Raw genomic sequence first — 25880 nt, forward strand, 5'->3', positions numbered from 1 at the left:
CGCCGAAACATTCTGATTGCGGCGGAAATTTCGGCGCGGGCATTGCAGCGGAAGGAACAGGTGAAGGGGTATGGATAGGGAAAAGGTGCTGGTGCTGGGAACGGGGAAGAGCGGGATCGCGTCCGCGAAGCAGATTCTGAGTCTCGGCGGACAGGTGCTGCTGTACGATTCGGATGAAAAGCTGGACAGGCAGAAGCTGCGCGCTGTCTTCAGGAAGAAGGACAAGGTCACGATCCTGACCGGAGAGCTCACACCGAGGGATCTGGTATCAGTGGATCTCGCGGTGATCAGTCCGGGGATCTCACTGGAGCAGCCCTTCGTGAAGCGGATCGACGCGGCGCAGATCCCGATCTGGGGAGAGATCGAGCTCGCCTACCAGTCCAGCAAGGGCAAGCTCTGCGCGGTCACCGGAACGAATGGCAAGACGACGACGGTTTCCCTTATCGGTGCGATACTGCGCTCCTTCTACAGCGACGTCCATGTAGCGGGCAATATCGGAAACCCATTCACCGCGGAGGCGCTGGAGACGGAGGAGAGCTCCCGGACAGTGCTGGAGGTCAGCTCCTTCCAGCTCGAGACGATCATGGACTTCCGCCCCGATGTCGCGGCGATTACGAACATCACGCCGGATCATCTGGATCGCCACAAGACGATGAAGAACTATATCCGCGTGAAGGAATCCATCGCTATGAACCAGACGGAGGAGGATGTGCTGGTGCTGAACTACGAGGATGCGGAGCTTCGGAAGTTCGGAAAGAGGAAGGAGCTGAAGCCGAAACTGCTCTGGTTTTCCAGTCAAAGAGAGCTTCGGGAGGGCTTCTATCTGAAAAAGGACGAGATTCATTTCCGCACGGAGGAGGGAGACGAGACGCTTCTCAATGTGCGGGAGCTTTCACTGCTCGGAAAGCATAACTATGAAAATGTGATGTGCGCCATGGCAGTTTCGTACAGCATGGGCGTGCCGATGGAGAAGATCGTGGAGAGCTGCCGGCGTTTCCAGCCGGTGGAGCATCGGATCGAGTTCGTCCGCGAGCGCTCCGGCGTCCGCTACTACAATGATTCGAAGGGCACCAATGTGGACGCTGCGATTCAGGCGCTCCGCGCGATGCCGGGACCGGTGCTCCTGATCGGCGGCGGCTACGACAAGCACGTTCTGTTTGATGACTGGGTCAAGGAGTTTTCCGGCAGAGTGAAGTATCTCGTGCTGATCGGACAGACACGGAGTCAGATCGCAGAGACGGCGAAGAAGTACGGCTTTCATAATATCATGTTCGCGGAGGATATGGACGAGGCGGTACGGGACTGCGCGGCGTATGCCGACAGGGGTGACTATGTGCTCCTCAGTCCGGCGTGTGCGAGCTGGGGGATGTTCGAGAACTACGAGCAGCGGGGACAGGTCTTCAAGGACTGCGTCAACGCATTGTAAAGCGAAGAAATCGGTGTGTTCTGAAAGCCGGGGAAGGGGAAACGGAATTGGAAAAGAAGAAAAAAATGAAGCATTTCTATGACTATAGTCTGCTGTTTTCGGTCCTGTTTCTCACCGGCTTCGGGCTGGTTATGATGTATTCGGCGTCCGGCTACGCTGCACAGAGCAAGTGGTCGGATGCCATGTACTTTTTCAAACGGCAGGCGGTCTTTGCCGGAGCGGGGATTGTGGGGATGCTGTTTTTTTCCCGCTTTATCGATTATCATCTCCTGACGGTGGTGAATCTTCCGTTTTACCTTGTTTCTCTTCTTTTACTGTTTCTGACCTTCCTGATCGGCGTCGCCTCGCATGGCTCGGCACGCTGGCTGAACATCGGCGGAATCGGCTTTCAGCCCTCGGAGCTGATGAAGATCGCGGTGATCCTCATGATCGCGGTGCAGATCACGCATTTCGGCTACCGCATCAATGAGACGCAGTATGCGGCGCAGGTGCTGCTGCTCGGGCTCCTCCCTATGGTGCTGGTCGCGAAGACCAATCTCTCGACCGGCATTATCATCGGCGGAATCACGGTCATTATGCTCTTCATTGCTGTGAAGAACTATCTGCATTTCCTCCTGCTCGGCGGGGCGGCAGGCGCGATTTATATCTTTGCCTACCCGCTTGCACGCTTTCTCGAGAAAATCCACGTGCTGCAGGGCTACCAGATCCGGCGGATTCTGGCATGGAAGGATCCGGGGAGCTATGCGGACGAGACCTTCCAGACATTGCAGGGGCTGTATGCTATCGGCTCCGGCGGGATTTTCGGGAAGGGACTCGGGGAGTCGATCCAGAAGTTCCTGATGCCGGAGGCACAGAACGATATGATTTTCACGATCATCTGCGAGGAGCTGGGGCTTTTCGGCGCCGTCTCTCTGATGCTGATCTATGCCTTCATTATCTATCGGATGTTCGACATTGCGAGGAACGCGCGAGATCTCTTCGGCTCCATGCTGGTGATCGGTGTGATGTGCCACGTTTCTTTGCAGGCGATCCTGAATATCGCAGTGGCGACGAATGCCATCCCGAATACGGGGATCACGCTGCCGTTCATCAGCTATGGCGGCACCTCGCTGCTGCTCCTGATGGGGGAAATCGGCATTGTACTCTCTGTTTCACGTCAGATCGAGCTGGAGCCGGAGAGCGTGAAAGGAGCGGAGAGAGAGGCAGGGAGCGCGAAGCGCTGACGCAGGAGAGGAGATGGAAGATGCCGGGACATCCGAAAAAAAATGAACTGCGGCATGTTCTCCGCATGGCAATGCTGCTGATCCTGCTGCTCACGGGATTGATTCTCGCAACAGCGCGTTTCCGGAGCTTCGAGGTGCTGGGGAATGCGCATTATACGAAGGAAGAGCTGGTAGAGATGATCTTCTCCGAGCCGTGGGACACGAATTCCTTTTATCAGTTTGTGAAGGAGCATACGAGGGAGCATAAGCAGCTCCCGTTCGTAGAGAAGTACGAGCTGCATTGGAAGGGGCCTCTCCGTATGGAAATCATTGTCTACGAGAAGAAGGTTATCGGCTATGTGGACTATATGTCGAGCTGCATGTACTTCGACAAGGACGGCATCGTTGTGGAATCGACCGGAGAAAGGCTTGCGGGTGTGCCGGAGATCGACGGGCTGCAGTTCGGCTCCATCGTGCTCTTCCGGCCTCTGCCGGTGGAGAATGAAACGGTATTCAACGATATCCTGAATCTGACCGGTGCGCTCTCTCTGCATGCGATCCCCTGCGAGCATATTCATTATGACAGGCTCCTGAACGCGGAGCTCACGGTGGGGGAGCTCACGGTGGAGCTGGGGCAGAACAAAAATATGGAAATGAAGATCTCCACCCTCGCGGATATCCTGCCGAAGCTCGATGGCAGGAAGGGCAGTCTGGATCTCTCTACCTATATAGAAGACAGGGAGAGAGAGTCCTATATCTTTAAGGAAAGTCAGTGAGGAAACGCTTGCTATTTTCAGGGTTTCCTAGTATAGTATTGCCGTATGTAGTCAAAAATCGAGGAGATTCTATTGCAAGATAGTTCGGATAGAATTCAAGGAGGAAGAGATGCTGGAAATTAAACTTCCTGAGTCAGAGGCTGCCGCGAAGATTATCGTCGTAGGCGTAGGTGGCGCAGGCAACAACGCGGTCAATCGGATGGTCGACGAGGGCATTGCCGGCGTTGAGTTCATTGGTGTAAATACAGATAGACAGGCACTGCAGTTCAGCAAGGCTCCGAATACGATGCAGATCGGGGAGAAGCTGACGAAGGGCTTAGGCTGCGGCGGCAGGCCGGAGATGGGGACGAAGGCGGCAGAGGAGAGCGCAGAGGATCTGAGTGCAGCGCTGCAGGGCGCGGATATGGTATTCGTAACCTGCGGCATGGGCGGCGGAACGGGTACCGGTGCGGCTCCCGTCATCGCCAAGGTGGCGAAGGATATGGGGATTCTGACGGTCGGCGTCGTGACGAAGCCGTTCCGCTTCGAGGCGCGGCAGAGGATGGCGAATGCGATGCGCGGCATCGAGACGCTGAAGGATGCCGTAGATACGTTGATCGTGATCCCGAACGACAGACTCCTCGAGATCGTAGACCGCCGGACGACGATGCCGGACGCACTGAAGAAGGCGGATGAGGTGCTCCAGCAGGCGGTGCAGGGCATCACAGACCTGATCAATGTGCCGGGGCTCATCAATCTCGATTTTGCGGATGTCTCCTCTGTGATGAAGGACAAGGGCATCGCCCACGTCGGCATCGGCAAGGCGAAGGGCGACGAGAAGGCGATCGAGGCGGTGAAGGAGGCGATTTCCTCTCCGCTTCTGGAGACCACGATCGAGGGCGCGAGCGACGTCATCATCAATATTTCCGGCGATATCAGCCTGATCGAGGCGAATGAAGCCGCTTCCTATGTGGAGGAGCTCGCCGGTGAGAACGCGAACATTATCTTCGGCGCGATGTATGACGAGAACGCACAGGACGAGGCGACCATTACGGTGATTGCGACAGGCATCCGGGAGGGAGGCGCTGCGGCAGAGACGCAGAAGGCGGCAGCGGAGGCTCCGGCACAGAGAGTGCCGTCGAGCGTGCCGAACTTCCTCGGGACGAATCCGGTGCTGAATTTCGAGAGACCGACCGTTCCGATGGCGCAGTCCGTACAGCAGCAGGCAGCACCGGGAGTGAATCCTGCGTTCCCGCAGGAGCCGCAGAGCCCGAGCACGTCACAGCCCAGTGTGTCGAGACCGCAGACGACCAAGGAGATGTCTATCAACATCCCGGACTTCCTTCGGAACAGACGTTGAGCCGTACCCTCGGAAAGCAGGGACGTGATGGAGAGCTCCATCAGGATTCAGGGAGGCGCTGAGGAAAGCGGAGGAGCTGCGTGCCGTGCCAACAGGCGCGCGGCAGGAATCCCGTCGGCGTTATTTCAGTATGATAAAGCAGGGGCTATGTCTGTACAGACATAGCCTTTTTGTCCGCCTGAGGCTTTGGCGCGGTTTGTGGTATTCGGAAGACGATTCCGAGGACTTCGCCGCAGAGACAGGGGCAGGGTTCTGACCTGTCTCCGAAACACAGCTTGCAGGCTCCCCGGCGCGCCGGAAAACAGGCAGGAGGGTAAATGCCAGATTTAAGACAAGAAATCGAGAAAAGACGAACGTTCGCAATCATTTCCCACCCGGATGCAGGTAAGACCACTCTGACGGAGAAGTTCCTGCTCTATGGCGGAGCCATCAATCTCGCGGGGACGGTGAAGGGCAGGAAGGCGACCAGGCATGCGGTGTCTGACTGGATGGAGATCGAGAAGGAGAGAGGCATATCAGTCACCTCCTCCGTGCTGCAGTTCAACTATGCCGGGAAATGCATCAACATTCTGGATACGCCGGGACATCAGGACTTCTCGGAGGACACCTACCGTACGCTGATGGCAGCGGACAGCGCCGTCATGGTGATCGATGGGGCGAAGGGCGTGGAGCCGCAGACCATCAAGCTCTTCAAGGTCTGCGTGATGCGCCGTATCCCGATCTTCACCTTCATTAACAAGTTCGACCGGGAGACGCGGGATCCCTACGAGCTGCTGGATGAGATCGAGGGCGTGCTCGGCATCCGGACCTGTCCGGTCAACTGGCCGATCGGCTGCGGGCACAACTTCAAGGGTGTCTATGACCGGAATACGGAGAGAGTCGAGCTCTTCACGGCAGCCGCGGGAGGGACGAGGGAGGTAGAAATGGCGGAGTATGACATGCATGACGACGCGCTGCCCGCTGTCCTGACGCAGGAATACTATGAGAAGCTGCGGGAGGATCTGGAGCTTCTGGACGGTGCGTCGGATGATTTCGATCAGGAACGGGTGAACCGCGGAGATCTGACACCGGTCTTCTTCGGCTCTGCGCTGACGAACTTCGGCGTGCAGACCTTTCTGGAGCATTTCCTCCGAATGACGCAGACACCGCTGCCGAGGATATCGGATCAGGGCATCGTCGATCCGGTAAAGGAGAGCTTCTCTGCCTTCGTCTTCAAGATTCAGGCAAATATGGATCCGCGGCACAGAGACCGCGTGGCATTCATGCGGATCTGCTCCGGTGCGTTCGAGGCAGGCATGGAAGTCAATCATGTGCAGGGCGGCAGGAAGGTCAAGCTTTCGCAGCCGACGCAGATGATGGCGGACGAACGGAAGATCGTGGAGCGGGCATATGCCGGGGATATCATCGGCATCTTCGATCCCGGTGTCTTCTCCATCGGAGATACGCTGGAGCTCTCTTCGAAGAAATTCCGCTTTGAGGGCATCCCGACCTTCGCACCGGAGCACTTCGCCCGTGTCAGGCAGATCGACACCATGAAGCGTAAGCAGTTCCTGAAGGGCATCTCGCAGATCGCGCAGGAGGGCGCGATCCAGATCTTTCAGGAGTACAATACAGGTATGGAGGAAATCATCGTCGGCGTCGTCGGCGTGCTGCAGTTCGAGGTGCTGACGTACCGGCTGAAGAATGAGTACAATGTAGAAGTGCGGATGGAGACGCTGCCCTACGAGTACATCCGTTGGATCGAGAACTGGACGGAGGTGGACGCGGCGCATCTGAACGGCACCTCGGATATGAAGCTTGTGAAGGATCTGAAGGATCGGCCGCTGCTGCTCTTCGCGCACGAGTGGTCGGTCGGTATGGTGCTGGATCGGAACAAGGGACTCCGGCTGACGGAGTTTTCCCGGAACTGAGGAGAGGACGAAATGAATGAGAAGGTAAATACGTGGATAGAAGCGCACCAGAGAGAGCTGATCGAGGATATCAGGGCACTCTGTGCCATCCCCTCTGTTCGGGGGGCGGCGAAGGAGGGGATGCCCTTCGGAGAGGGGCCGTACCGCTCGCTGCATTATGCACTCGGGCTTTGCCGGAAGTATGGCTTCGAGACGAAGAACTATGAGAACTATGTCGGCGCGGCGGACTTCGATGCCTCGCTGCCGCGAACCCTCGACATCCTCGCGCACACGGATGTCGTTCCGGCAGGCGAGGGATGGACGGTAACAGAGCCGTTTCAGGTCGTGGAGAGGGACGGGCGAATCTACGGACGAGGGGTATCGGACGACAAGGGCCCGCTGCTCTGCGCGCTCTATGCGATGCGTGCGCTGAAGGAGTGTAGCGTCAGCCTGAAAAAGGGCGTGCGTCTGATCGTCGGTGCGGATGAGGAGTGCGGAAGCTCTGACATTGTGAAATACTATGCAGCGGAGCCGGAGGCGGAGATGACCTTCTCCCCGGACGGAGAATTCCCGCTGATTAACATTGAGAAGGGACAGTTCCGGGGAACGCTCCGGAAGCGCTATCAGGAGCATAATGCGGTGCGGCTTCTGTCCATGCAGGCGGGCGTCGCGCTGAATGCGGTGCCGCAGAGGGCAGAGCTTCGTTTTCAAGGGCTGGAGCCTGCATCTTACCCGGATATTCTCGCTTCGGTGGAGCGGGACTGCGGGGTGGAGCTCCATGCTTCGGGCGATACGGTCACGGTAACCGGCGTATCTGCCCATGCCTCTACGCCGGAAAACGGAAGAAACGCGGGGCTTGCCGCGCTCTGCCTGCTGACGAGGCTCCCGCTGCCCGAGTCCGAGCTGCTTTCCGCCGTGCGGACGCTGCTGCGGCTCTTCCCCTATCAGGTGACGGACGGCTCCGGCATCGGGATCCGGATGGAGGATCCGGAGAGCCATGCGCTGAGCTGCACGCTCGATCTCTTCTCCATCGCCGAGGGTGAAATGGAGTTTTCCTTTGACGCGAGAACGCCGGTCATGGCGACGAAGGAGAACTGCGAGGAGCAGGCGCGCCGTGTGATTGAGGCGGCGGGCTTTGCCTTCACGACGCCGGGTATGATCCCGCCGCATGTCGTGCCGTCGGATTCTGCATTCGTGCAGAAGCTCCTCGGCGCATATGAAGCGGTGACGGGGCTGCGGGGCGAGTGTCTCGCGATCGGCGGCGGTACCTATGTCCATGAGCTGAAAAACGGCGTCGCCTTCGGCGCGGTGCTGCCGGGCATCGATACCAAAATGCATGGTGCAGACGAGTTTTTCGATCTTGACAATATGCTGCTCGCGACGAAGGTCTATGCAGAGGCGATCCTCGCGCTCTGCGGCTAGGGAAACACTGATTTATTCATGAATCTCGTGCCATGGGCGTGTGCCTCAAAAGACACTCTCGTGGGGACTCGGCTTCGCCCGTGAGGCTTCAGCCGACCTCCCTTCGGTGTAGCAATCGTAAGCGATTGCTTTGAACCGCTCAAAGCTCTTCGCCAGAGAGGCAGCGCAGTCCTTCGAACTGCGCTCAACCGCGCGGCTCCCCCGATCTCTGATCGGGGGCAATCGGGAGGCACATCTCTTCGAGATGTGGTCGAGTACGCTCCGAGTCTGCCTGAAGGCAGACTTCTACGCTCTCGGGGCTCCACGCAGCGGGACTAAATTCACACTTCGTTCCACTCGTGTTCATTAAGTACCGGCGTTCCGCACACTTTTGCGGCATCACGCCCATTGGCACGTAACTTTTTATGATTGGCGGTATCGAAATTTTCGGCATGGGAGCTTGCCTTATACTGCGTGAACAGATATAGTGTGAATCTATAACGAATTATCAATTTTATGTAAGGCTGGAATCCTTGACGAAAGGCTCTTCCGGCCTTAAACTATCGGCATTGGAAAAACAGGGAAAACAGGAAAAGAAACGAGAGCAGTTATGGCAGACTATATCATAGAACTGAAAAATATAGGAAAAACCTTCCATACCTCCTCCGGCGATGTGACAGCGCTGGATGATATCAGCCTCGGCATCCGGCGGGGAACGATACAGGGGATCATCGGCTTATCCGGCGCAGGCAAGTCCACGCTGGTGCGCTGCATCAACTATCTGGAGATTCCGACGAGCGGACAGGTGCTCTTCGAGGGAAGAAGCCTCGGAGACATGAATGCGAAGCAGGTACGGGAGACCCGCCGGGAGATGGGAATGATCTTCCAGCAGTTTAATCTTCTGGAGCAGAGGACGCTCCTCCATAATGTCACCTTCCCGCTGGAGATCGCGGGGAAGAACAAGAAGGAGGCGCGGGAGAGGGCGCTGGAGCTCCTGAAGCTGGTCGGACTGGAGGATCGGGTGCGGAATTACCCCTCTCAGCTCTCCGGCGGGCAGAAGCAGAGGGTAGCGATCGCGAGAGCCCTCGCCACGAATCCGAAGGTGCTGCTCTGTGATGAGGCGACCTCCGCGCTGGATCCGAAGACGACGAAGCAGATTCTCGAGCTTCTGAAGCGGATCAATAAGGAGCTTGGCGTCACCGTTATCATCATTACCCATCAGATGTCGGTGGTCGAGGCAATCTGTGACGAGGTGGCGATCATTGATCGCTCTCAGATCGCAGAGGCAGGCGCGGTTTCCGAGGTCTTCCACAACCCGAGGAGCGAGATCGGCAGGAAGCTGATTCTCGGAGAGGAGAACAGCAGCGTCAGCTTCGACGGCAGCGGCAGGAAGCTCCGCATCGTCTTCGACGGCAGGAAAGCATCCGAGCCGATTCTCGCGGATATGATCCTGAGCTGCCGCACGACGGTAAATATCCTCTTTGCCAATACCCGGCAGGTCGGGGAGGAAGCGGTCGGACAGATGGTGGTGGAGCTTTCGGAGAAGGAAGACGAAGCAGGCAGAGTGCTGGACTATCTTCGGAGCCGCGGCATCCGTTTTGAGGAGGTGAGATAATGTCACAGAGCGTCAGTATGTATCTCAGCGAGACCTGGGCAACATTGTATATGGTTCTTCTGTCCAGCGCGATTTCCTACGCGATCGGCATTCCGCTCGGCGTGATTCTCGTCATTACCGGGAAGGACAGCATCGCGCCGTGCCGCCCGGTCAACGCCGTACTCGGCTTTCTGACCAATATTTTCCGGACGATTCCGTTCCTGATCCTGCTGGTCATGGTGCTGCCGATCACGAAGCTGCTGGTGGGGACGACCCTCGGCTCGAAGGCGGTCATCCCGCCGCTCGTCATCGCCTCCGCGCCCTACATCGGCAGGATGGTGGAGTCCTCACTCCGCGAGGTGAGCGCCGGTGTGATCGAGGCGGCGAAGTCTATGGGGGCGAGTAACTGGCAGATCATTACGAAGGTGCTGCTGCCGGAGGCGAAGCCGAGTCTTCTGATCGGTGCGGCAATCTGCATTACAACCATCATCAGCTATTCGGCGATGGCAGGCTTCCTCGGCGGCGGCGGTCTCGGTGCGATCGCGCTGAATTACGGCTACTACCGTTACCAGACAGACATCATGCTGATTTCCGTGGTGATACTGATTCTTATCGTAGAGATCGTACAGGAATTCTGGACCCGGCTCGCGAACGCGACCGATAAGAGAGCGAAATAAGCGACGCTGTCGTTTATTTATAGAGGATAACCCGAGAGGGAAGAAGAGGAGGAAGCATTATGAAGAAGAGAGTATCGGTGATTCTGGCAGCTGTACTTGCGGCGGCAGCTCTGGCAGGCTGCGGCGGGAAGGCGGCGGAGGTCAGCACAGCGGCATCAGAGGTCAGCACAGCTGCGGAGAGCAGTACGGCTTCTGTGTCGAAGACAGAGGAGACGAGCGCAGCTCCGGCAGAGAGCGTAAGCATCAAGATTGGTGCGACGCCGAGCCCGCATGCAGAGATCCTTGAGGCAGCGAAGGAGGCGCTCGCTGCGGAGGGTGTCAACATTGACATCGTCGTTTACAATGACTATGTGCAGCCGAACAAGGCAGTGGACGACGGGGAGCTTCAGGCGAACTTCTTTCAGCACCAGCCGTACCTCGACAATTTCAACGAGGAGAACGGGACGCATGTGGTATCGATCGGAAAGGTTCATTATGAGCCGTTCGGGATCTATGCCGGAAAGTCCAAGGATCTTACGAATATCGCGGACGGCGCGCAGATCGCGGTGCCGAACGATACGACCAACGAGGCGAGAGCGCTGCTGCTCCTGGAGGACAACGGCATCATCAAGCTTCGTGACGGTGCAGGGCTGACCGCGACGAAGCAGGACATCGTGGAGAACCCGCACAAGGTGGAGATTCTCGAGGTTGAGGCGGCGCAGATTCCGCGCTCCATCGAGTCCGTAGACTTCGCGGCAATGAACGGAAACTACGCGATTGATGCCGGCTTCAAGCCGAGCGACGCGCTGGCACAGGAGAATGCGCAGTCCGAGGCGGCGCAGACCTTCGCCAATGTGATCGCGGTCGCAGAGAAGGATAAGGATGCCGAGTGGGCGAAGAAGCTTGTGAAGGTGCTCCAGTCCGACGAGATCGTGAAGTTTATCGACGATACCTATGAGGGCGGCGTCATCGCTATCCACTGAGGAGGAGAGAAGAAAGGAGAGGGGAACTTTACGCCCCCTCTCCTTTCGTGTATAAGTCCTCCATGGGCTGTTCTTGACGTGCCTGCCGTGAGAGGGTAAAATTATCGGATGAATACCTGGCAGCGATGCAAAAGCTTCGAAGAAGCGGAGCATCGCGCGGGACTTATACGACCCTCCCTGCCGAAGCTTTCGGCAGGGGGGGGAAGGATAAGCCTGCGTCAGGCGAAGCCGATTCCTACGGGAGTGTATTTTGAGGCACACGCCCATGGCACGTGCGTCATGAATAAATCAGCATTTCCCTGGATGAATGAGATTTGAGAGGAGCCAGCATGAAAATATACAATACCCTATCCAGAAGAAAGGAAGAATTCCTGCCGATCGAGCCGGGCAGAATCCGGATGTATGTCTGCGGACCGACCGTTTACAATCTGATTCATATCGGGAACGCCCGTCCGATGATCGTCTTCGATACCTTCCGCCGCTATATGGAATATTGCGGCTATGAGGTGACTTACGTCTCGAACTATACCGATGTGGACGACAAGATCATCCGCCGGGCGATGGAGGAGGGAACCGACTGCGCGACAATCACGCGGCAGTGCATCGCCGACGTGGAGAAGGATATGGCGGATCTGAATATCGAGCCGGCATCCGCACATCCGAGGGCTACGGAGGAGATCGACGGGATGATCGAGCTGATCCGGAATCTCGTGGAGCATGGACATGCATATGTGGCGAAGGACGGGACGGTCTACTATGATACGGCTTCCTTCGCGCACTATGGGGAACTCTCGCACAAGAACATGGATGAGCTCCAGTCCGGGCTTCGGGAGCTCAAGGTCAGCGGGGAGGAGGACAAGCGGCATCCGACCGACTTCGTGCTCTGGAAGCCGAAGAAGGAGGGGGAGCCGTTCTGGGCGTCTCCATGGTGCGAGGGGCGTCCGGGCTGGCATACGGAGTGCGCGGTCATGGCACCGAAATACTGCGGCGGGCGGCTGGATATCCATGCGGGCGGCGAGGATCTCGTCTTCCCGCATCACGAGAATGAGATTGCGCAGTATGAGGCGGCGCATCACGAGCACTTCGCGAACTACTGGATGCACAATGCCTTCATTAACATCAACAATAAGAAAATGTCGAAGTCGCTCGGCAATTTCTTCACCGTCCGGGACATCACGGCGCGCTATGATCCGATGGTGCTTCGCTTCTATATGCTTTCCGCCCATTACCGGAGCCCGCTGAATTTTTCGGACGAGCTGATGGAGTCCGCGAAGGCGAGCCTCAGCCGGATATTGACAGCGATCGAGCGCCTGCGGGAGCTTTCGGGGAAGCTTCCGGAGAGAGCGCTGAACAGGGAGGAGGCAGCGGCAGTGCGGCAGGCGGAGGCAGAGGCAGAGCGCTTCCGGGAGAAGATGGATGACGACTTGAATACCGCGGATGCCATCACGGCGATCTTCGAGCTGGTGCGTCTTTCGAACAGCGCCGTCCGGGAGGACAGCGCCGAGGGGCTTCGCCATTTCCTCTTAGGGACGCTGGAGCAGCTGAATGCAGTGCTCGGCATTCGGACAGAGCGGAGGCCGGAGACGCTGGACAGCGAGATCGAGGCATTGATCGAGGAGAGACAGGAGGCGCGGAGGGGCAGAGACTTTGCACGGGCAGACGCGATTCGGGATCAGCTGCTTGCGATGGGGATTGTCTTGAAGGATACGAGAGAGGGTGTGAAGTGGAGCAGAGCCTGAATTCGGATTTTCTGAGGCGCTACCGGGAATGCTTCGACCTGCATACACCGGAGCTGCAGCAGACCTCACCGCTGGCGCTTGCCTATCTGGGGGACTGCCTCTATGACCTCGCCGCGCGGGAATATGTGCTCTGCCATTTCCCGGGGAATGTGAATCGCATGAATACAGAGAAGAAAAAGCTGGTCTGCGCCGCCGCACAGGCAGAGATCATGGGGTATCTGATCGGACAGGGGCTGCTCAGCACAGAGGAGCTGTCCGTATACCGGCGCGGGCGGAATCATAAGTCAGAGAGTCATTCGAAGAATTCCTCGATACAGGATTATCGCAGAGCGACAGGCTTCGAGGCGCTGATCGGCTATCTCTATCTCCGGGAGGATTTCGGCAGGATGCTGGAGCTTGTGTCGCGGGGCATGAGACACCTGCTGGAGACAGAGAAGGAGTCCCGGGCGGGGCGGGAAACGTGAGGAAAGAGGGAGAGAAGGCAATGAGAGATGAAGCGTTTACACTGATCGGCAGGAACCCGGTGCTGGAGGCATTCCGTGCCGGAAAGACGATCGACCACCTGTTTGTGCAGGACGGACTTCGGGAGGGACCGATTTCGACGATCCTGCGGGAAGCGAAGAAGCATGATACGACGGTGGACTTCGTGAAGAGATCCCGGCTGGAAGAGATCGCCGGAGGAGAATCGCATCAGGGGGTGATCGCCTACCTTGCTTCCTTCCGCTATTATACGGTGGAGGAAATTCTGGACTATGCCGGAGAGCGGGGCGAGGAGCCCTTCGTGTTCATACTGGACGGGATCGAGGATCCGCACAATCTCGGCGCGATGATTCGCACCGCCAATCTCTGCGGTGCACACGGTGTCATTATACGAGAGAGGAGAGCGGTCGGGCTGACCGGCACGGTGGCGAAGAGCAGCGCGGGAGCGCTGAACTATACCCGCGTCGCGAAGGTCACGAATATCGGCAACACGATCGATGCGCTGAAGCAGCGGGGGCTCTGGTTCGTCTGTGCGGATATGGAGGGAGAGACGATGTACCGTCTGAATCTCAGGGGGGCGATCGGACTCGTGGTCGGAAGTGAGGGGGAGGGCGTTTCCCGTCTCGTGCGGGAAAAGTGCGATATGCGCGCAGCGATCCCGATGCGGGGAGACATTGATTCCCTCAATGCCTCCGTTGCCTGCGGCGTGCTCGCCTATGAGATCCTCCGGCAGAGGCACTATGAATAAGGAAAGAGCGGAAGAATATTTTCTGGAATGCGAGCGGGTCTGGGTCTTCTGGGCACTGATGTTTGTCGGAGGCTACTACGGCGGTTATACCTATAATATCCGCGGGGGTGTCTTTGCGAATGCGCAGACGGCGAATCTCCTGCTGCTTGCGATGAATCTCGGAAAAGGAAATTTCGGAGAGGCGGTCTACTATCTGATCCCGTTTACGGCGTATTTCAGTGGCATCGTGATCTCGGAGGTGCTTGCGAAGGAGATCAAGCGCTTTCAGGCGCTGCGCTGGGATACGCTCCTCGTCGGCGTCGAGCTGCTGGCAGTGCTCCTGCTCGGACTCCTGCCTGCGGAAGCACCGGATCAGATCTGCCAGGTCAGCCTGAACTTTCTTTGTGCCATGCAGTTCAATACCTTCCGGCAGGCGGAGGGCATCGGTATGGCGACAACCTTCTGCACCAACCATCTCCGGCAGTTCGGCTCCTTTTTCGTGCGCTATCTGCGGAGCAGGGAGCGTTCTGTCCTTCGGAAATTCGTCCTGCACGGCTCGATGCTGCTTCTCTTCATGCTGGGTGTGGTCGCAGCAACGCTCGGCTGCCGCTTCGCGGGCTATCGGAGCATCTGGGGTGCAGGTCTTGTGCTGCTTTTTGTGTTTCTGCGTCTGCTCTATGCGGACAGAACCTACGAGCGGGATCTGCTGCAAAAGACACCGCACGGGCACTAGGGCCTGAATGCGTCGGGACGGCCTTTGGGCAGATCCGACACAGCTTTTCGAAGGAGATCGTATGGATATCACAGGAAAAACCAGACTGATCTGCCTGCTGGGCTCCCCGGTAGAGCACAGTCTCTCTCCACAGATGCATAATCTCGCCTTTCAAACACTGGGGCTCCCCTACAGCTATATGGCATTTGACCTTCGGGAGAAGGCGCTTCCGGAGGTGCTTCGGGCATTCCGGAGCATGGGTGTACGGGGCTGTAATCTGACGATGCCGCTGAAAAATGCAGTGCTTCCGTTTTGTGACAGTCTCTCTCCCGCGGCGGCGCTCTCCGGCGCAGTCAATACGCTGGTCTTCGAGCCGGATGGCAGCCTGCACGGGTATACGACGGACGGCGCGGGTTTTCTCCGGGCGCTCACGGCGTCGGGAATACCGTATCGGGGCAGAAAGCTCGTGCTCCTTGGGACGGGCGGTGCGGGAATGGCGATCCTCGTACAGGCAGCGCTGTCCGGCGCGGGAGAGATCGCGGTATTCGTGCGGGAGGGAAGCCGCTTCCGTGCCCGTGCGGAGGCGTGTCTCCGTGCGCTTTCCGCGCGAAGCGGGACGAGGCTTTCTCTGCACTTCTATGAAACGGCGGGGGCGCTCGCACATGAACTCGAGACAGCGGCGCTTCTGGTTAACGCCTCCAATGTCGGTATGGAGCCGAATACCGAGGCCTGTCTGCTTCCGGACGCTTCCCTGCTCCATACGGGACTTGCGGTCGCAGATGTCATCTATTCCCCGCGGCGGACGAGGCTGCTCCGGATGGCGGAGGAGAGAGGTCTGCCATGCATGAACGGGCTTTCGATGCTGCTCTATCAGGGGGCGGAGGCATTCCGCCTCTGGACAGGGGAGGAAATGCCGGTGGAGCTGATAGATGAGCGTTATTTCCGGAATACGGGAGAGATCCCAGGTACACGCAGATTATAGGGAGCAGCAGAGCAAAACAGTGAGAGGGCGCGTCGTGAGGCGGGCGCTGCATGGAGATTAGCTGTCGATATCGCGGTACATCGAATAGGCTGCCTTGGGATTGCCGTTCAGATCCAGAAGCCCGAAGGCATAGCTCTGTGCGACGAGTCCGGCATCGTCTTGGAGACGGTTCAGCATGAAGGCTTCCACATGGGGATCTGCCGCGGCGATCCGGTATGCCTCCTGAATCATCTGAAGCTGCAGATCCTGCCGCTCGCCGCCCTGCGCGGGGGAAACAGAGGTGAAGCCCTGTTCTGTGAGGGAGAGGGAACGCACCGCGCCGGAGAGGGTTCGCAGCTCTGTACTTTCCAGATAAGAGGTCAGGACAGAGAGGTTCTTCAGGTTGATATAGGGAGTGTTGGCATCGTCGGTGCAGAGCCGGTCGTCGGTAAAGACCGGATCCTCGAAATTCTCCGGATAGGCGTGCCATGCGATGCCGTAATCGGTATCCCGAAGGAGCGCATTCAGCCGAGGCAGCAGCTCCTTCACCGTGTACTTGCTGCCATTTACCGCGCCATGATTCCAGCGGAAATCAAAGGGAATGTAGACCCGGGCGAGGGAATTAACGCCCTTGATCGTGTCATACCAGCAGCGATACGCCTTCGCGTAGTGCGCGGCATAGCTGTCGATATCCATCGCGCCGATATAGTTCCATGCCTGCCCGTCATTGATCTCATTGCCGATCACCCAGCTCGAAACATAGGAGCCGAGGCGGTTAACGATGCGGGAGGCGGCTTCGCGGGTTGCGCGGAGTCCCTCCTCATTTAATGTGTTGAAGGCGTAGTAGTTGGCGCCTGCGGCAGGGGAGGAGACGGGCAGCAGCGCCGGATTCGCGACGGACGCGCCCCAGTCGTTCAGCACGATCAGGGTAATGCTGATTCCGCGGCTCTTCAGGCTTTGCAGAAAGTGCTCGTTTGCGGCGAAGTGTGCTTCATTATAGGCATAGGAAAGCGGGAAGTTCAGGATGACCTGCGAGACATTAAGATCGACGAGCTGCGGGAGCTCCGCCTCGCTGTTGACGAGAATTCCCTTTTTCGTAGCCGCTGTCTGATAGAAGTCCGCGGCATGGAGCGGGAAGCCGAAAGAAAGGCTGAGCGCTGCCGCGAGGAGCACGGCTTGGATAGATCGGATACGGTTCATAGTACCTCCTTGCGCTTTCAGTCAATGATTTGCCGCTGTTTCCGCGAATGGCTTACCTGATCTTTTACAGAAAATGCTGCCGGTCAGGGCAGCGTATCACCGCATCATGCATCGCGAAAAGATGTGCAATGCAGCGATACGATACCAAACAGTTGTAATCATTTTAACATTTCCTGTGAATTACAACAAGGCAGACGCCGTGATTTGCAATTCGCTGAAATCCTATTTTACATTCCCGGCAATCGTTTCTGCTTCCGCAAATTACGAAGGGCTTGGAGAAATGCTGATGAAATCAAAAAAGCTACGTGCCAACGGGCGTGAGTCACGAACAAATTAATGTTTCCTTAGCAGAGCTGATAAAAAAGGGCTTCCTTTTTTTAAAAAAAGTATGTATAATGGTTAATAGATAGCAGACAATTTGATTTTTTGAAATAAAAAGGAGATGCACTATGGATTTCAACAAGGTAGTGGTAATCGGCGGCGGTGTGCTGGGCGTACAGATCGGACTGCTCAGCGCTTACACAGGACATGATACGACCTTTCTGCTTCGCTCGGAGGGCTCGATCGGCAGGACGACGCCGAAGATCGAGAGATATTCCGGACTGATTCTCAGTGCACTGGAGCAGACAAAGGGTCTGATCGGGAATCCGATGGGAACCTATACCTATCCGAAGGGTTTGATTCGGGACTGGAACAGTGCTACTTTGGAGGAGATCGACCGTCTCGTCGGGGAGGCGAAGCGAAATTTCGCGGAGAAGGTACATATCGAGCTGGACAATGCCAAGGCGCTTGCCGGGGCAGATATCGTCATTGAATCCATGTCGGAGGATCCGGAGGCGAAGATCGGGATCTATCGTTCGATCCGCGACCTGATGGAGGAGAAGACCATTCTCTGCACGAATTCCTCCACAATGCTGCCAAGCAGGTTTGCAGAGTACACCGGCAGACCGGATCGCTATCTCGCACTGCATTTTGCGAATACGATCTGGAAGAATAATACTGCGGAGATCATGGGGCATGCCGGGACAGACCCTGCGGTTTATGAGCGTGTGGTGGCCTTCGCGCAGGAGATCAACATGATCCCGCTGCAGCTTCACAAGGAGCAGCCGGGCTATATCCTGAATTCCATGCTCGTGCCGTTTCTTTCCGCAGCGCAGGGGCTGTGGGCAAATGAGGTTGCAGACCCTGAGACCATCGATCTGACATGGAGGCTGGGAACCGGCGCAGCGGCAGGACCCTTCCAGATCCTCGACATCGTCGGACTGGAAACCGCCTACAATATCAACCAGATGAAGCCGGATGCCAAGGAGGAGGGCTCCACCATCAATCGGATCGGCAAGCTCCTGAAGGAAAAGATTGACAGAGGCGAGACCGGTGTCAATGCCGGCAAGGGCTTCTATGATTACGGCAAAAAATAATACATGATAATGAAACGTATTCGCAGCGAGAGAGAGCGGGGAGTCCGGTCTCTCTTTGTATACAGGGAACATTTCCAATTCCAGCAGTGAAAAAACATCAAAAAAGCTCGGAACTACGCCATTTCCGGCATAATTCCGAGCCTTTTTTATCGAGCTGATGACGGGAATCGGACACGGTATAAAAAGCATGGTAAAGTCGCATAAATACTAGCTTTTTTAAAGTCCGTGACAAGATTTGTGACAAATTTTTATTCAAGCATCCTTCCGATGTGCTTCACGAACTTCTCTCCCTCAATCTGTGCCTGTGACTTCTGCGCCTGGAGGTACCGGCGCTTCATTACGCGATCCGTTTTCCAGCCGCCCGCCTGCTGTAGGTAGCGGTCTGGTATGTGCATGGATGCGCCCTGCGAGACGAAGTAGTGGCGAAACATGTGCAGATTGAAAGTCTCGATCCCAAGCTCCTCTTGGATCCGACGCAGACACTTGTTCAAGCTTCCGGGGCTTCCGCTGTAGGCATGCCCTGAGCTTCGGATCAGCTCCGCCAGATAATGCGGGATCTGAATCTTTCGGGCGTAGCCGGTCTTCGTCCATTTCTTTATGACCCATGTATCCCCGTCTTCGGGATGCTGGTTCCGTACCTTCCCCTTGTCGATCGTCAGGATGTCATCCTCGGACAGATCGGTCTTGATATCAATGGCGCAAATTTCGGAGCGACGGAGCCCGAGCGCTGCGAGAACAAAGGGGATCTCGTACTTGCTGCCCTTCAGCCTGGAAAGGATCTGTTTTACGTCCGCATCCTCCGGGGCGTAAAAGTCCTTCTCGACAGCGGGAGGGAGCTTGGTGCTCAGCTTGAAGTCCGGGCGGAAAAAGCCCAGTACGGTACTGATGTAGGCATGGATGTTCTTCAGGTACTTCGGACTTACGCCGGTGAAGCCGGACATGCAGGAGGAGACATCTGCCTGTGTAATCTTATCGATGTACTTCTTTCGGAATGTCTCCGGAAGGCGTCCGGGGATTCTCTGGTACTCGTACAGCGTAGAGGGACTGAGCAACCTATCATTCGCCGCATTGTACTCTTCTGCGGCTTTCTGGAAGGTCTTCCTCCCGTTTCTGGATGTGGCTTCCCTGCTGATAAGATCATTCAGCAGACGGTCCGCTTCTTTCTTCTTGACAGGGTAGTCTACAACCAGCGAGTAGGCGGTGCCCTCGTAGGTCTTTCTGATCCGGTAGCTTCCGGACGGCAGCTTCGTGATAGTAGCCATAGCATCCTCCTTAAAAATGAGTATAAAAATAACAGGATCTTCGGAACAAACGTTCCGGCTTGTTTCCTGTCTCCGGATATGCTACTATGACTCTTGTCATGAGAGGTCTTTGGAGCATTGATCCGGAGAACCTTTACGCCTCGGTGTTGGGAGCACTGGGGCGGTTTTTATTTTAAAATCTGAATAAACACATCCGCTAATTCAAGACGTAATCAGTGAGAATTGGATGCAACAGTCGATTTTATATTTTTCATGTATTTTGGATCACAAGTGCGCAATCCATCAATGTGTTCAAAAAGGTCAGGTTTTATTGGAGCTCCTAAAGGATCCAAAATAAAATCAATGCCCTCTCGGCGAGCCAGTTTGGCGGCGCCGACAAAATGTATGGAAGCGTCCCGCCCCGAAGTGTGATAACATCCTTATTGTAAAAAAATAACAAAAGTTAGAATACCGATCCGATTATTCCAGAAACATCTAATTTATTAGAATTAAGATAGTTTTGATCTATCTGCTCTAAGCGTATGGAAGACCTTACGGTCTATACTATTTTGCCAACGTCGGCAAAATGGTCAGAAGCAGTGGGATCGTCCCCGCGTCTGCGGGGAAAACAGGATGGGCGGCGTATCCATCATCTCAGGTGCCTCTATAGAGGTGCGTCGGGAGCCTTTCCGACCTCTGAAGCTTATAACACAAAAGCTCCTGTATCAGACGATACAAGAGCTTTCTAATAGTATAGGTGGGGTGACATTCCCACATCTCCATCGAGGGTGACGGCTGCCTGTTCCGTCCTCAGATACTATCTCTGTAGCCCTATTGTATCTATTTTATTCGATGCTATCAATATCAAGGCTATAGCCAAGAACCTCTCCCACACTTGTGCATTTTCCTTTTAACGTAACAATGTCGCCTTTGGTCATCTTCTTTATAGCGTCTTTTTGCTCATCAGATTTGATATAACACTGAACTCCTATCATGGCAAAATCCTCATCCGGCAGGAGATCGATATATTTTCCACTGCTGTCAATATTGCTGAGCTTTCCTGTGACTTCAATATACTGCCCCTTGTATTTATCAGAAGCATTCATGGCATTTGCTTTAAGGTCACTCATCATTTCTGAAACATTGTATGGAGCATATTCAATTGTAGCAGCGGTTGTCTCTTCAACAGTTGTTGTCTCTGTATTGGCTTGCGAACCAGAGTCTTTACTGCCCTTGCTGCCCAGCGAAGAGACGATAATCACCAAAGCGACTACCGCAATAACAATGTTTCTTACTGTGTGTTTCTTTTTCATTTTCAGTTCCTCCCTAATGAAAATAAAATATATCAACCCACTATGGGTGATAATCATAAATATTTGCCGTACAACCGTTCGCGTTCAGCGATTTCCCAAATTTTCTCTTCTGAGAGATAAGAAGAGATATATTCCACGTACTCAGCAAGTTCCCGCGCATACTTTGTCCGCCTGCGGCGCTTTCGCTTCTTCGGAACATCAATGATAGATGCTACAGAGCGTGGGCAATCTTTGGAGTGGGCTGTAGTTTCAATTTCCTGAACGCTATCACGCTGGAAATCATTGTTTTCAATGTGTCTTAAAGCATGGCGGTATGCTTCCCGCGCGTGTTCGTCATCAAGATCAGAGTTTATGTATACGGTATAACCATCGTCTTCAGCATTGGGGGTAACCATTTCATTTACAGGAATCGGCACACGATAGACCGTTACATAGTTTTCGTCAATCATCGTTGTTCAGCCCTAAAGCCCTTTCTTTTAAGGATTTCAATAATTCAGTGGCAACCTTTAAATCGTTTGGGTCGGCATCCCTTGCCGCATCAAAGAGCACGCGAAGTTCTTTGTTATCGAAGATTTCCTGAGCTGTTTTAGCAGTGTCGGGATTAGTGTAATAGGTATTTTCGGATGCACCCAAGCGCTCCAATTCTTCAATATCTTTAGATGTCATATCATTTATGTCAACATTGAATATTTTAGCAAGCTCTCGAAGTTTTGCTATGGAAGGCTCAGAGATACCCATTTCCCATTTTTGAATGGTGGTATAGGACTTATAACCTAGTCTGCTAGCGATGTTATCCTGTGAAAGATTGTACTTTCTTCTTAGATAACGAATGTTCTTTGATAAACACATCTCAAGCTCCCTTCTATAACGTGATTTTATATTAAACTATGCACGAAAAAAATTCAAGCATATTTTAAGAAATAAAATAAAAATACGAAAAAAATTCAAGTTAACTATTGACACATGAACAATTTTCATGTAATGTAAGCACATATCGAGGGAAAGGAGGTGAAGAGAATTGGATGATGTAAGGCAGTATACCTTAAAGGAATTGCGAGCAAGAAAAGATGAGACACAAGAGGAGACTGCTAAGGCATTAGGAGTTTCAACGCAAACGTATAATGCATGGGAAAAAAATATTTCTAATGTAGCGGTAAGTAAAGTATTAGCTGTAGCTAGACATTTTGGTGTCAAAATAAGTGATATTTTTTTGCCATAATACATGAAAAATATTCATGTAAAAGAGAAGATGGAAAAGCAATAGCATACCATCCCATTGACGCCAAACTTGAGGAGAGGAGGAAGGTAAATCTGGAAAATTTGAATAAGAAAGAGCGTATTCAGGGAGTGCAGGTCATTGAGGTAGTTCAGGTTAAGTATTTGAGGGGATCTGGATCGGAAAAAGACCCAGTACGGGAAGTGATCCAGTACTGGGACCTAAGCGGGAAATTACTCGCAGAACGCGATAGCACACTTATCGAGCAGACTACCACTAATATGCCGGATGATCTCAGGAGCTTTTATGAGAGGTATTTTTTATAGGAGAACAAGGGTAAACAATCAATCTGTTATCCCACGTACGCCAAAAGGAGGAGCATGTATATAGTTTTTTTGATTTTATTTCTACTTGCCGTTTTGGCGTGGCTCGTAGAACACATTTCATTGTTATCCGTTATCTGGTATGCACTCGATAATGGGCTCGAACCGACGGGTGAGAAGTTGAAGGAATACCAGACAAAGGTAATAAAAAAATGGTTAGGTAAGGCCTAAATTGCACTTGACCAATTCGGTAATTACTGCCGCTGAAATTTGCACGAGGGTAGACAACGACTTGGAGCCAACAATGGAGGCGATGGATTTTGTTTTACTCCATACACTATGTTCTCGAATATTGGCAAGAAACTCATGCCCTTGAGGAGTTAAATCCTTGATTTGTATATGCTCGCAATTTCCATACACATGTAATTCTTCGATTAAATTGCTAAGTGCGCATTGCCGTGCGTGATAGGCGACTTCTTCTGGAGAGTAGCGATTAAGGCTACTTGGTGGATTATTAGACTTGTAATCCCAAGAATTGTAATAAGTGGTTTCATCTTCAATGGAAAGCAGTAAGGTTCTTACGCAATCGGGGTTTAGTTTCATAGAATATCCTCCTTCAATAATCGCATTGTAGGAGCAAAAAATAGAAAATGCAATCCTGTAGTTGCTGAAGAGAGGAGGAAAGATGGAAGCAACGAAAATCAATATTGAAATCAGTGTCGCAAACCTATATGAAATGCGCACAGCGGTAGAAGACATCAAATGCCTGATAAAAGAAAATCCCGGCATTGACTTTTCGGCAAAAATCAATGTCTTAGGCATCGAAGAAGCTGCGGGGTGGTGAAGAGGAGGGACATGAAAATTAAAAAGCTAGAAGTTGATTATGATGAGCGAAAACTGAAGATCAACGGCGAGGAAGTGGCTGGAGCTATTGTGATTCTCCCCGGCGATCAGGGATACAATATCAGTTTTTTAAGCGCTGGAATGATCGACGGAGAGAAGAAAATCAAATTAACGGTTACTTGTGAGCTTAATAATAAGCCAGAACGTGCGTCGCTTGATTGCCGGAGAAACGGATATCTGTCTGGGTAATCAAGTGCCCTGCGATAAATTTTCCAGCTATGCTGCCAAAGTCGTATGGAGCTCCATAAGGAATAGCAATTAAAAGATAATCGCCATTGTCATGGCAGTCTACATAGCTTGTTTCAAAACCGTTTATCACGATTTTCAATGCGTTCCCCTCCCTTCTATAAACTCAGGCATGGCAGTGCCCTGTGAGTCAAGTATAGAAGTAGGAGGATGAGAAGACAAGAGTGACGGAGAGGAGGTGGAAAGATGAGGAGCAGGATCTTATCAAGGGACAGGGGCGCTGAAAGGGTCAAGGCGACGATAAAGAGCCGGATCGCAGAGCTGCAGCTGGATCGGGGATATGTGGAACGGGAAAGCGGGATCTGTCACTCGGCGCTTAGCTCCATTGTTACCACTGGCAGGATATCTTCGGTGGAGATACTTCAGAGACTGGATCGTGTGCTGGAGTTTCCGGATGAGCAGCTCATAAAGATCGTTTATGGGATGCTGGACAGGGAGCTGCCGGAGAAGAGCAGGCTTGAGAGGAAGATAGACCGGATTTTAAGTACTTTAGAGAGGAGAGAGAGTTGAGAAGAGGAGAATGGATCATCCTGTCAGGACAGATGCTGCTGGGGCTGTCCGCGGGGCTGATGCTGGCGGCTGTGGTTGTCTGCGCAGCACAGAGCTTCGTGCCGGCAGTGACGGAGCTTATCGCAGCAGCGGCAGGGGCAGCAATCATCGGAGGCGCGGTGGAGCTTCTGGGGGAATGGATGGATTACGAATGCTAAGAGAGTATACAGCAGTAGCGACGATCAAGATCGACATTCCGATCAGAGCGATGGATGAGCGTCGGGCAGAGCTGGAGAGCCGGCTGGCGGTAGATGAGCTGAGACTGCTCCTGATGAGAGCCGGAGCTTCCGGCGTCACGGTGTCCGGGATCGGAGAGCCGGCGGAGACAACAAAAAAACGCACAGCTAACTTTGACGAGATGCAGTGCGTTTAACCAGGTACATACGTTTCTGTATGTGCCTCCATTATACCACAAATTAGGAGGATGGGAAGATGAAAAAAGTGATGAGTGAAGAGGAAAAGGCAAGAAATCGGCAGCTGATGCACGAGATCCTCGACATCGTATTGGATACTAACGGCTTTGAAAACCGGCGAAGAGACGAGACAGGGACACTTCCGACGCTGTTCCTGTACTTCTCGGGGCACGTGTCCGGTGTGAATATCGACATTCACGAGGACGGATGGGATTCCGGCGGGCACAAGAGCGAATTCAACTTCTATATCGACCGTCCCATTGATGAGACGGCAGTCGAGAACTTCAGGACAGCGTGCAGGATGGCACTGACGGACAAGACGGAAATCGACGTACTGGAACGCGATATCAAGAAGCAGGAAAGGGCAGTAGCAGAAGAACGGCGTAAGCTGTCCCGGATGAGGAAGAAGCTTGCGAGGATGACGCGGAAAGAGGAGGAAAGATAAATGACATTTTATGACTTGACGGAAGAGTATATGCAGGTGCTTCGTATGGCAGAGGATCCGGAGGTTGACGAGACCGCCCTCCGGGACACGCTGGAGGGGCTCTCCGGGGAGATTGAGGACAAGGTGGACGGGTACTGCGGCGTGATCGCGCAGCTGTCCTCCGATGCGAAGGGGCTGGATGCACAGATTGCGCGCATGGCAGAAATGAAAGCTTCGCTTGAACGGAACATCCGGAGGATGAAGCAGACCCTCCAGAGCAATATGGAGCTGATCGGGAAGCCGAAGGTCAAGACACCGCTCTTTAGCGTCTGGATCCAGAAGAATGTGCCGAGCCTGAAGCTTGATGTGGAGGATCCGAAGCAGCTTCCGGCGGAGTACCTGATCCCGCAGGACCCGAAGATAAATACGCAGAAAATCAAGGATGAACTGAAGGCGGGCGAGAAGCTTCCCTTCGCGCGTCTGGAACAGTCGGCTTCGCTTCGCATCAGATAACCTATCAACCCATCAGATAAAGGAGAAAAAAATGGAGAAACTTGAAATTCGCTTCCCGTCCAAAACATGGAAATATACCAATAACTGCCTCGACGCAAGAACGCGCCTATCGATTTCGGCATTCAACACGCTGGTTGATATCTGCAATGAAACCGGTCTATCGATGTCCCGCGTCGCAAGCACTTTGATTCTGGAGGCATCAAAGTATATCGTGTACGACAAAAGGGAGGAATAGG

At 54.2% G+C, this 25880-nt stretch carries 31 protein-coding genes; 25 read left to right on the forward strand and 6 right to left on the reverse strand.

The genetic code is table 11. The features are described from left to right. Positions 1-70: 70 nt before the first annotated feature. The 14 genes from murD to aroE all read left to right on the forward strand — a co-directional run bounded on the left by murD (position 71) and on the right by aroE (position 15906). Positions 71-1426: a UDP-N-acetylmuramoyl-L-alanine--D-glutamate ligase gene (gene murD, locus HW273_RS05305; RefSeq protein ID WP_179010787.1), complete on the forward strand. Its 1356-nt coding sequence runs from the start codon at positions 71-73 to the stop codon at positions 1424-1426. 47 nt (positions 1427-1473) lie between these two features. Further along, the gene (locus HW273_RS05310; RefSeq protein ID WP_179010788.1) at positions 1474-2649 is read left to right on the forward strand and encodes an FtsW/RodA/SpoVE family cell cycle protein; all 1176 of its coding nucleotides are present in this window, start codon (positions 1474-1476) and stop codon (positions 2647-2649) included. A 20-nt stretch (positions 2650-2669) separates the two neighbouring features. Further along, on the forward strand, positions 2670-3404 hold the full coding sequence (locus HW273_RS05315) for a cell division protein FtsQ/DivIB (RefSeq protein ID WP_243206750.1): 735 nt from the start codon (positions 2670-2672) through the stop codon (positions 3402-3404). Between the two features lie 109 nt (positions 3405-3513). Further along, complete coding sequence (ftsZ, locus tag HW273_RS05320; protein WP_179010789.1) at positions 3514-4743, forward strand: cell division protein FtsZ; 1230 nt, start codon at positions 3514-3516, stop codon at positions 4741-4743. Between the two features lie 317 nt (positions 4744-5060). Further along, positions 5061-6653 carry a peptide chain release factor 3 gene (locus HW273_RS05325; RefSeq protein ID WP_179010790.1) on the forward strand — a complete coding sequence of 531 codons (1593 nt, stop codon included), beginning with the start codon at positions 5061-5063 and terminating at the stop codon, positions 6651-6653. A 12-nt stretch (positions 6654-6665) separates the two neighbouring features. Continuing rightward, a complete protein-coding gene (locus tag HW273_RS05330; protein WP_179010791.1) occupies positions 6666-8054 on the forward strand; it encodes a Sapep family Mn(2+)-dependent dipeptidase in 1389 nt (462 codons plus the stop codon). 589 nt (positions 8055-8643) lie between these two features. Beyond that, on the forward strand, positions 8644-9648 hold the full coding sequence (locus HW273_RS05335) for a methionine ABC transporter ATP-binding protein (protein WP_179010792.1): 1005 nt from the start codon (positions 8644-8646) through the stop codon (positions 9646-9648). Then, entirely contained in the window at positions 9648-10304 is a 657-nt protein-coding gene (locus tag HW273_RS05340) for a methionine ABC transporter permease (protein ID WP_179010793.1), read from the forward strand. Before HW273_RS05335 ends, HW273_RS05340 begins: the two co-directional genes overlap by 1 nt. A 59-nt stretch (positions 10305-10363) precedes the next feature. Continuing rightward, positions 10364-11266, forward strand: coding sequence for a MetQ/NlpA family ABC transporter substrate-binding protein (locus HW273_RS05345; RefSeq protein ID WP_179010794.1), 903 nt, complete (start codon positions 10364-10366; stop codon positions 11264-11266). Between the two features lie 329 nt (positions 11267-11595). Beyond that, complete coding sequence (gene cysS, locus HW273_RS05350; RefSeq protein WP_179010795.1) at positions 11596-13005, forward strand: cysteine--tRNA ligase; 1410 nt, start codon at positions 11596-11598, stop codon at positions 13003-13005. Next, positions 12990-13469 carry a Mini-ribonuclease 3 gene (locus HW273_RS05355; protein WP_330603960.1) on the forward strand — a complete coding sequence of 160 codons (480 nt, stop codon included), beginning with the start codon at positions 12990-12992 and terminating at the stop codon, positions 13467-13469. Before cysS ends, HW273_RS05355 begins: the two co-directional genes overlap by 16 nt. A 20-nt stretch (positions 13470-13489) precedes the next feature. After that, complete coding sequence (rlmB, locus tag HW273_RS05360) at positions 13490-14233, forward strand: 23S rRNA (guanosine(2251)-2'-O)-methyltransferase RlmB (RefSeq protein WP_179010796.1); 744 nt, start codon at positions 13490-13492, stop codon at positions 14231-14233. Next, positions 14226-14945: a YoaK family protein gene (locus HW273_RS05365; protein ID WP_179010797.1), complete on the forward strand. Its 720-nt coding sequence runs from the start codon at positions 14226-14228 to the stop codon at positions 14943-14945. Before rlmB ends, HW273_RS05365 begins: the two co-directional genes overlap by 8 nt. Positions 14946-15006: 61 nt before the next feature. Beyond that, positions 15007-15906, forward strand: coding sequence for a shikimate dehydrogenase (gene aroE, locus HW273_RS05370; RefSeq protein WP_179010798.1), 900 nt, complete (start codon positions 15007-15009; stop codon positions 15904-15906). Between the two features lie 57 nt (positions 15907-15963). On the opposite strand, the gene HW273_RS05375 is transcribed toward aroE, so the two are convergent. Continuing rightward, the gene (locus HW273_RS05375) at positions 15964-17085 is read right to left on the reverse strand and encodes a DUF5722 domain-containing protein (protein WP_179010799.1); all 1122 of its coding nucleotides are present in this window, start codon (positions 17083-17085) and stop codon (positions 15964-15966) included. Positions 17086-17534: 449 nt separating this feature from the next. Here HW273_RS05375 and HW273_RS05380 point away from each other — a divergent pair, with 449 nt between their 5' ends. Next, positions 17535-18503 (forward strand): 3-hydroxyacyl-CoA dehydrogenase, encoded by a 969-nt coding sequence (locus tag HW273_RS05380; RefSeq protein ID WP_179010800.1) that lies wholly within the window; start codon positions 17535-17537, stop codon positions 18501-18503. A 248-nt stretch (positions 18504-18751) separates the two neighbouring features. On the opposite strand, the gene HW273_RS05385 is transcribed toward HW273_RS05380, so the two are convergent. The 4 genes from HW273_RS05385 to HW273_RS05400 form a co-directional block, all read right to left on the reverse strand. Next, positions 18752-19765 (reverse strand): tyrosine-type recombinase/integrase, encoded by a 1014-nt coding sequence (locus HW273_RS05385; RefSeq protein ID WP_179010801.1) that lies wholly within the window; start codon positions 19763-19765, stop codon positions 18752-18754. 824 nt (positions 19766-20589) lie between these two features. Beyond that, a complete protein-coding gene (locus tag HW273_RS05390; RefSeq protein WP_179010802.1) occupies positions 20590-21057 on the reverse strand; it encodes an OB-fold protein in 468 nt (155 codons plus the stop codon). Positions 21058-21110: 53 nt separating this feature from the next. After that, a complete protein-coding gene (locus HW273_RS05395; RefSeq protein WP_179010803.1) occupies positions 21111-21506 on the reverse strand; it encodes a hypothetical protein in 396 nt (131 codons plus the stop codon). Then, on the reverse strand, positions 21499-21906 hold the full coding sequence (locus HW273_RS05400; protein WP_179010804.1) for a helix-turn-helix domain-containing protein: 408 nt from the start codon (positions 21904-21906) through the stop codon (positions 21499-21501). Before HW273_RS05400 ends, HW273_RS05395 begins: the two co-directional genes overlap by 8 nt. A gap of 169 nt (positions 21907-22075) precedes the next feature. Here HW273_RS05400 and HW273_RS05405 point away from each other — a divergent pair, with 169 nt between their 5' ends. Together HW273_RS05405 and HW273_RS05410 are read left to right on the forward strand one after the other, a co-directional pair. Beyond that, positions 22076-22276 (forward strand): helix-turn-helix transcriptional regulator, encoded by a 201-nt coding sequence (locus tag HW273_RS05405; RefSeq protein WP_207718930.1) that lies wholly within the window; start codon positions 22076-22078, stop codon positions 22274-22276. Between the two features lie 101 nt (positions 22277-22377). Further along, positions 22378-22599, forward strand: a complete 222-nt coding sequence (locus HW273_RS05410; RefSeq protein WP_179010805.1) for a hypothetical protein — start codon at positions 22378-22380, stop codon at positions 22597-22599. 213 nt (positions 22600-22812) lie between these two features. On the opposite strand, the gene HW273_RS05415 is transcribed toward HW273_RS05410, so the two are convergent. Further along, positions 22813-23199 (reverse strand): DUF2513 domain-containing protein, encoded by a 387-nt coding sequence (locus HW273_RS05415; protein ID WP_179010806.1) that lies wholly within the window; start codon positions 23197-23199, stop codon positions 22813-22815. An 82-nt stretch (positions 23200-23281) separates the two neighbouring features. On the opposite strand from HW273_RS05415, the gene HW273_RS05420 reads away from it, so the two are divergent. The 8 genes from HW273_RS05420 (at position 23282) to HW273_RS05455 (ending at position 25879) form a co-directional block, all read left to right on the forward strand. Then, positions 23282-23440, forward strand: coding sequence for a hypothetical protein (locus tag HW273_RS05420; protein ID WP_179010807.1), 159 nt, complete (start codon positions 23282-23284; stop codon positions 23438-23440). A gap of 11 nt (positions 23441-23451) precedes the next feature. Continuing rightward, a complete protein-coding gene (locus HW273_RS05425) occupies positions 23452-23688 on the forward strand; it encodes a hypothetical protein (protein WP_179010808.1) in 237 nt (78 codons plus the stop codon). Positions 23689-23931: 243 nt separating this feature from the next. After that, entirely contained in the window at positions 23932-24255 is a 324-nt protein-coding gene (locus HW273_RS05430; protein WP_179010809.1) for a hypothetical protein, read from the forward strand. Further along, positions 24252-24452: a hypothetical protein gene (locus tag HW273_RS05435; RefSeq protein WP_179010810.1), complete on the forward strand. Its 201-nt coding sequence runs from the start codon at positions 24252-24254 to the stop codon at positions 24450-24452. Before HW273_RS05430 ends, HW273_RS05435 begins: the two co-directional genes overlap by 4 nt. Further along, a complete protein-coding gene (locus tag HW273_RS05440) occupies positions 24446-24667 on the forward strand; it encodes a hypothetical protein (RefSeq protein WP_179010811.1) in 222 nt (73 codons plus the stop codon). Before HW273_RS05435 ends, HW273_RS05440 begins: the two co-directional genes overlap by 7 nt. A gap of 59 nt (positions 24668-24726) precedes the next feature. After that, positions 24727-25152, forward strand: a complete 426-nt coding sequence (locus tag HW273_RS05445; RefSeq protein ID WP_179010812.1) for a hypothetical protein — start codon at positions 24727-24729, stop codon at positions 25150-25152. Continuing rightward, complete coding sequence (locus HW273_RS05450; RefSeq protein ID WP_179010813.1) at positions 25153-25644, forward strand: siphovirus Gp157 family protein; 492 nt, start codon at positions 25153-25155, stop codon at positions 25642-25644. Positions 25645-25675: 31 nt separating this feature from the next. Beyond that, positions 25676-25879 (forward strand): hypothetical protein, encoded by a 204-nt coding sequence (locus tag HW273_RS05455; RefSeq protein ID WP_179010814.1) that lies wholly within the window; start codon positions 25676-25678, stop codon positions 25877-25879. Position 25880: the final 1 nt, after the last annotated feature.

This window comes from Oribacterium sp. oral taxon 102 (genome assembly GCF_013394775.1).
Taxonomy (GTDB): Bacteria; Bacillota; Clostridia; order Lachnospirales; family Lachnospiraceae; genus Oribacterium.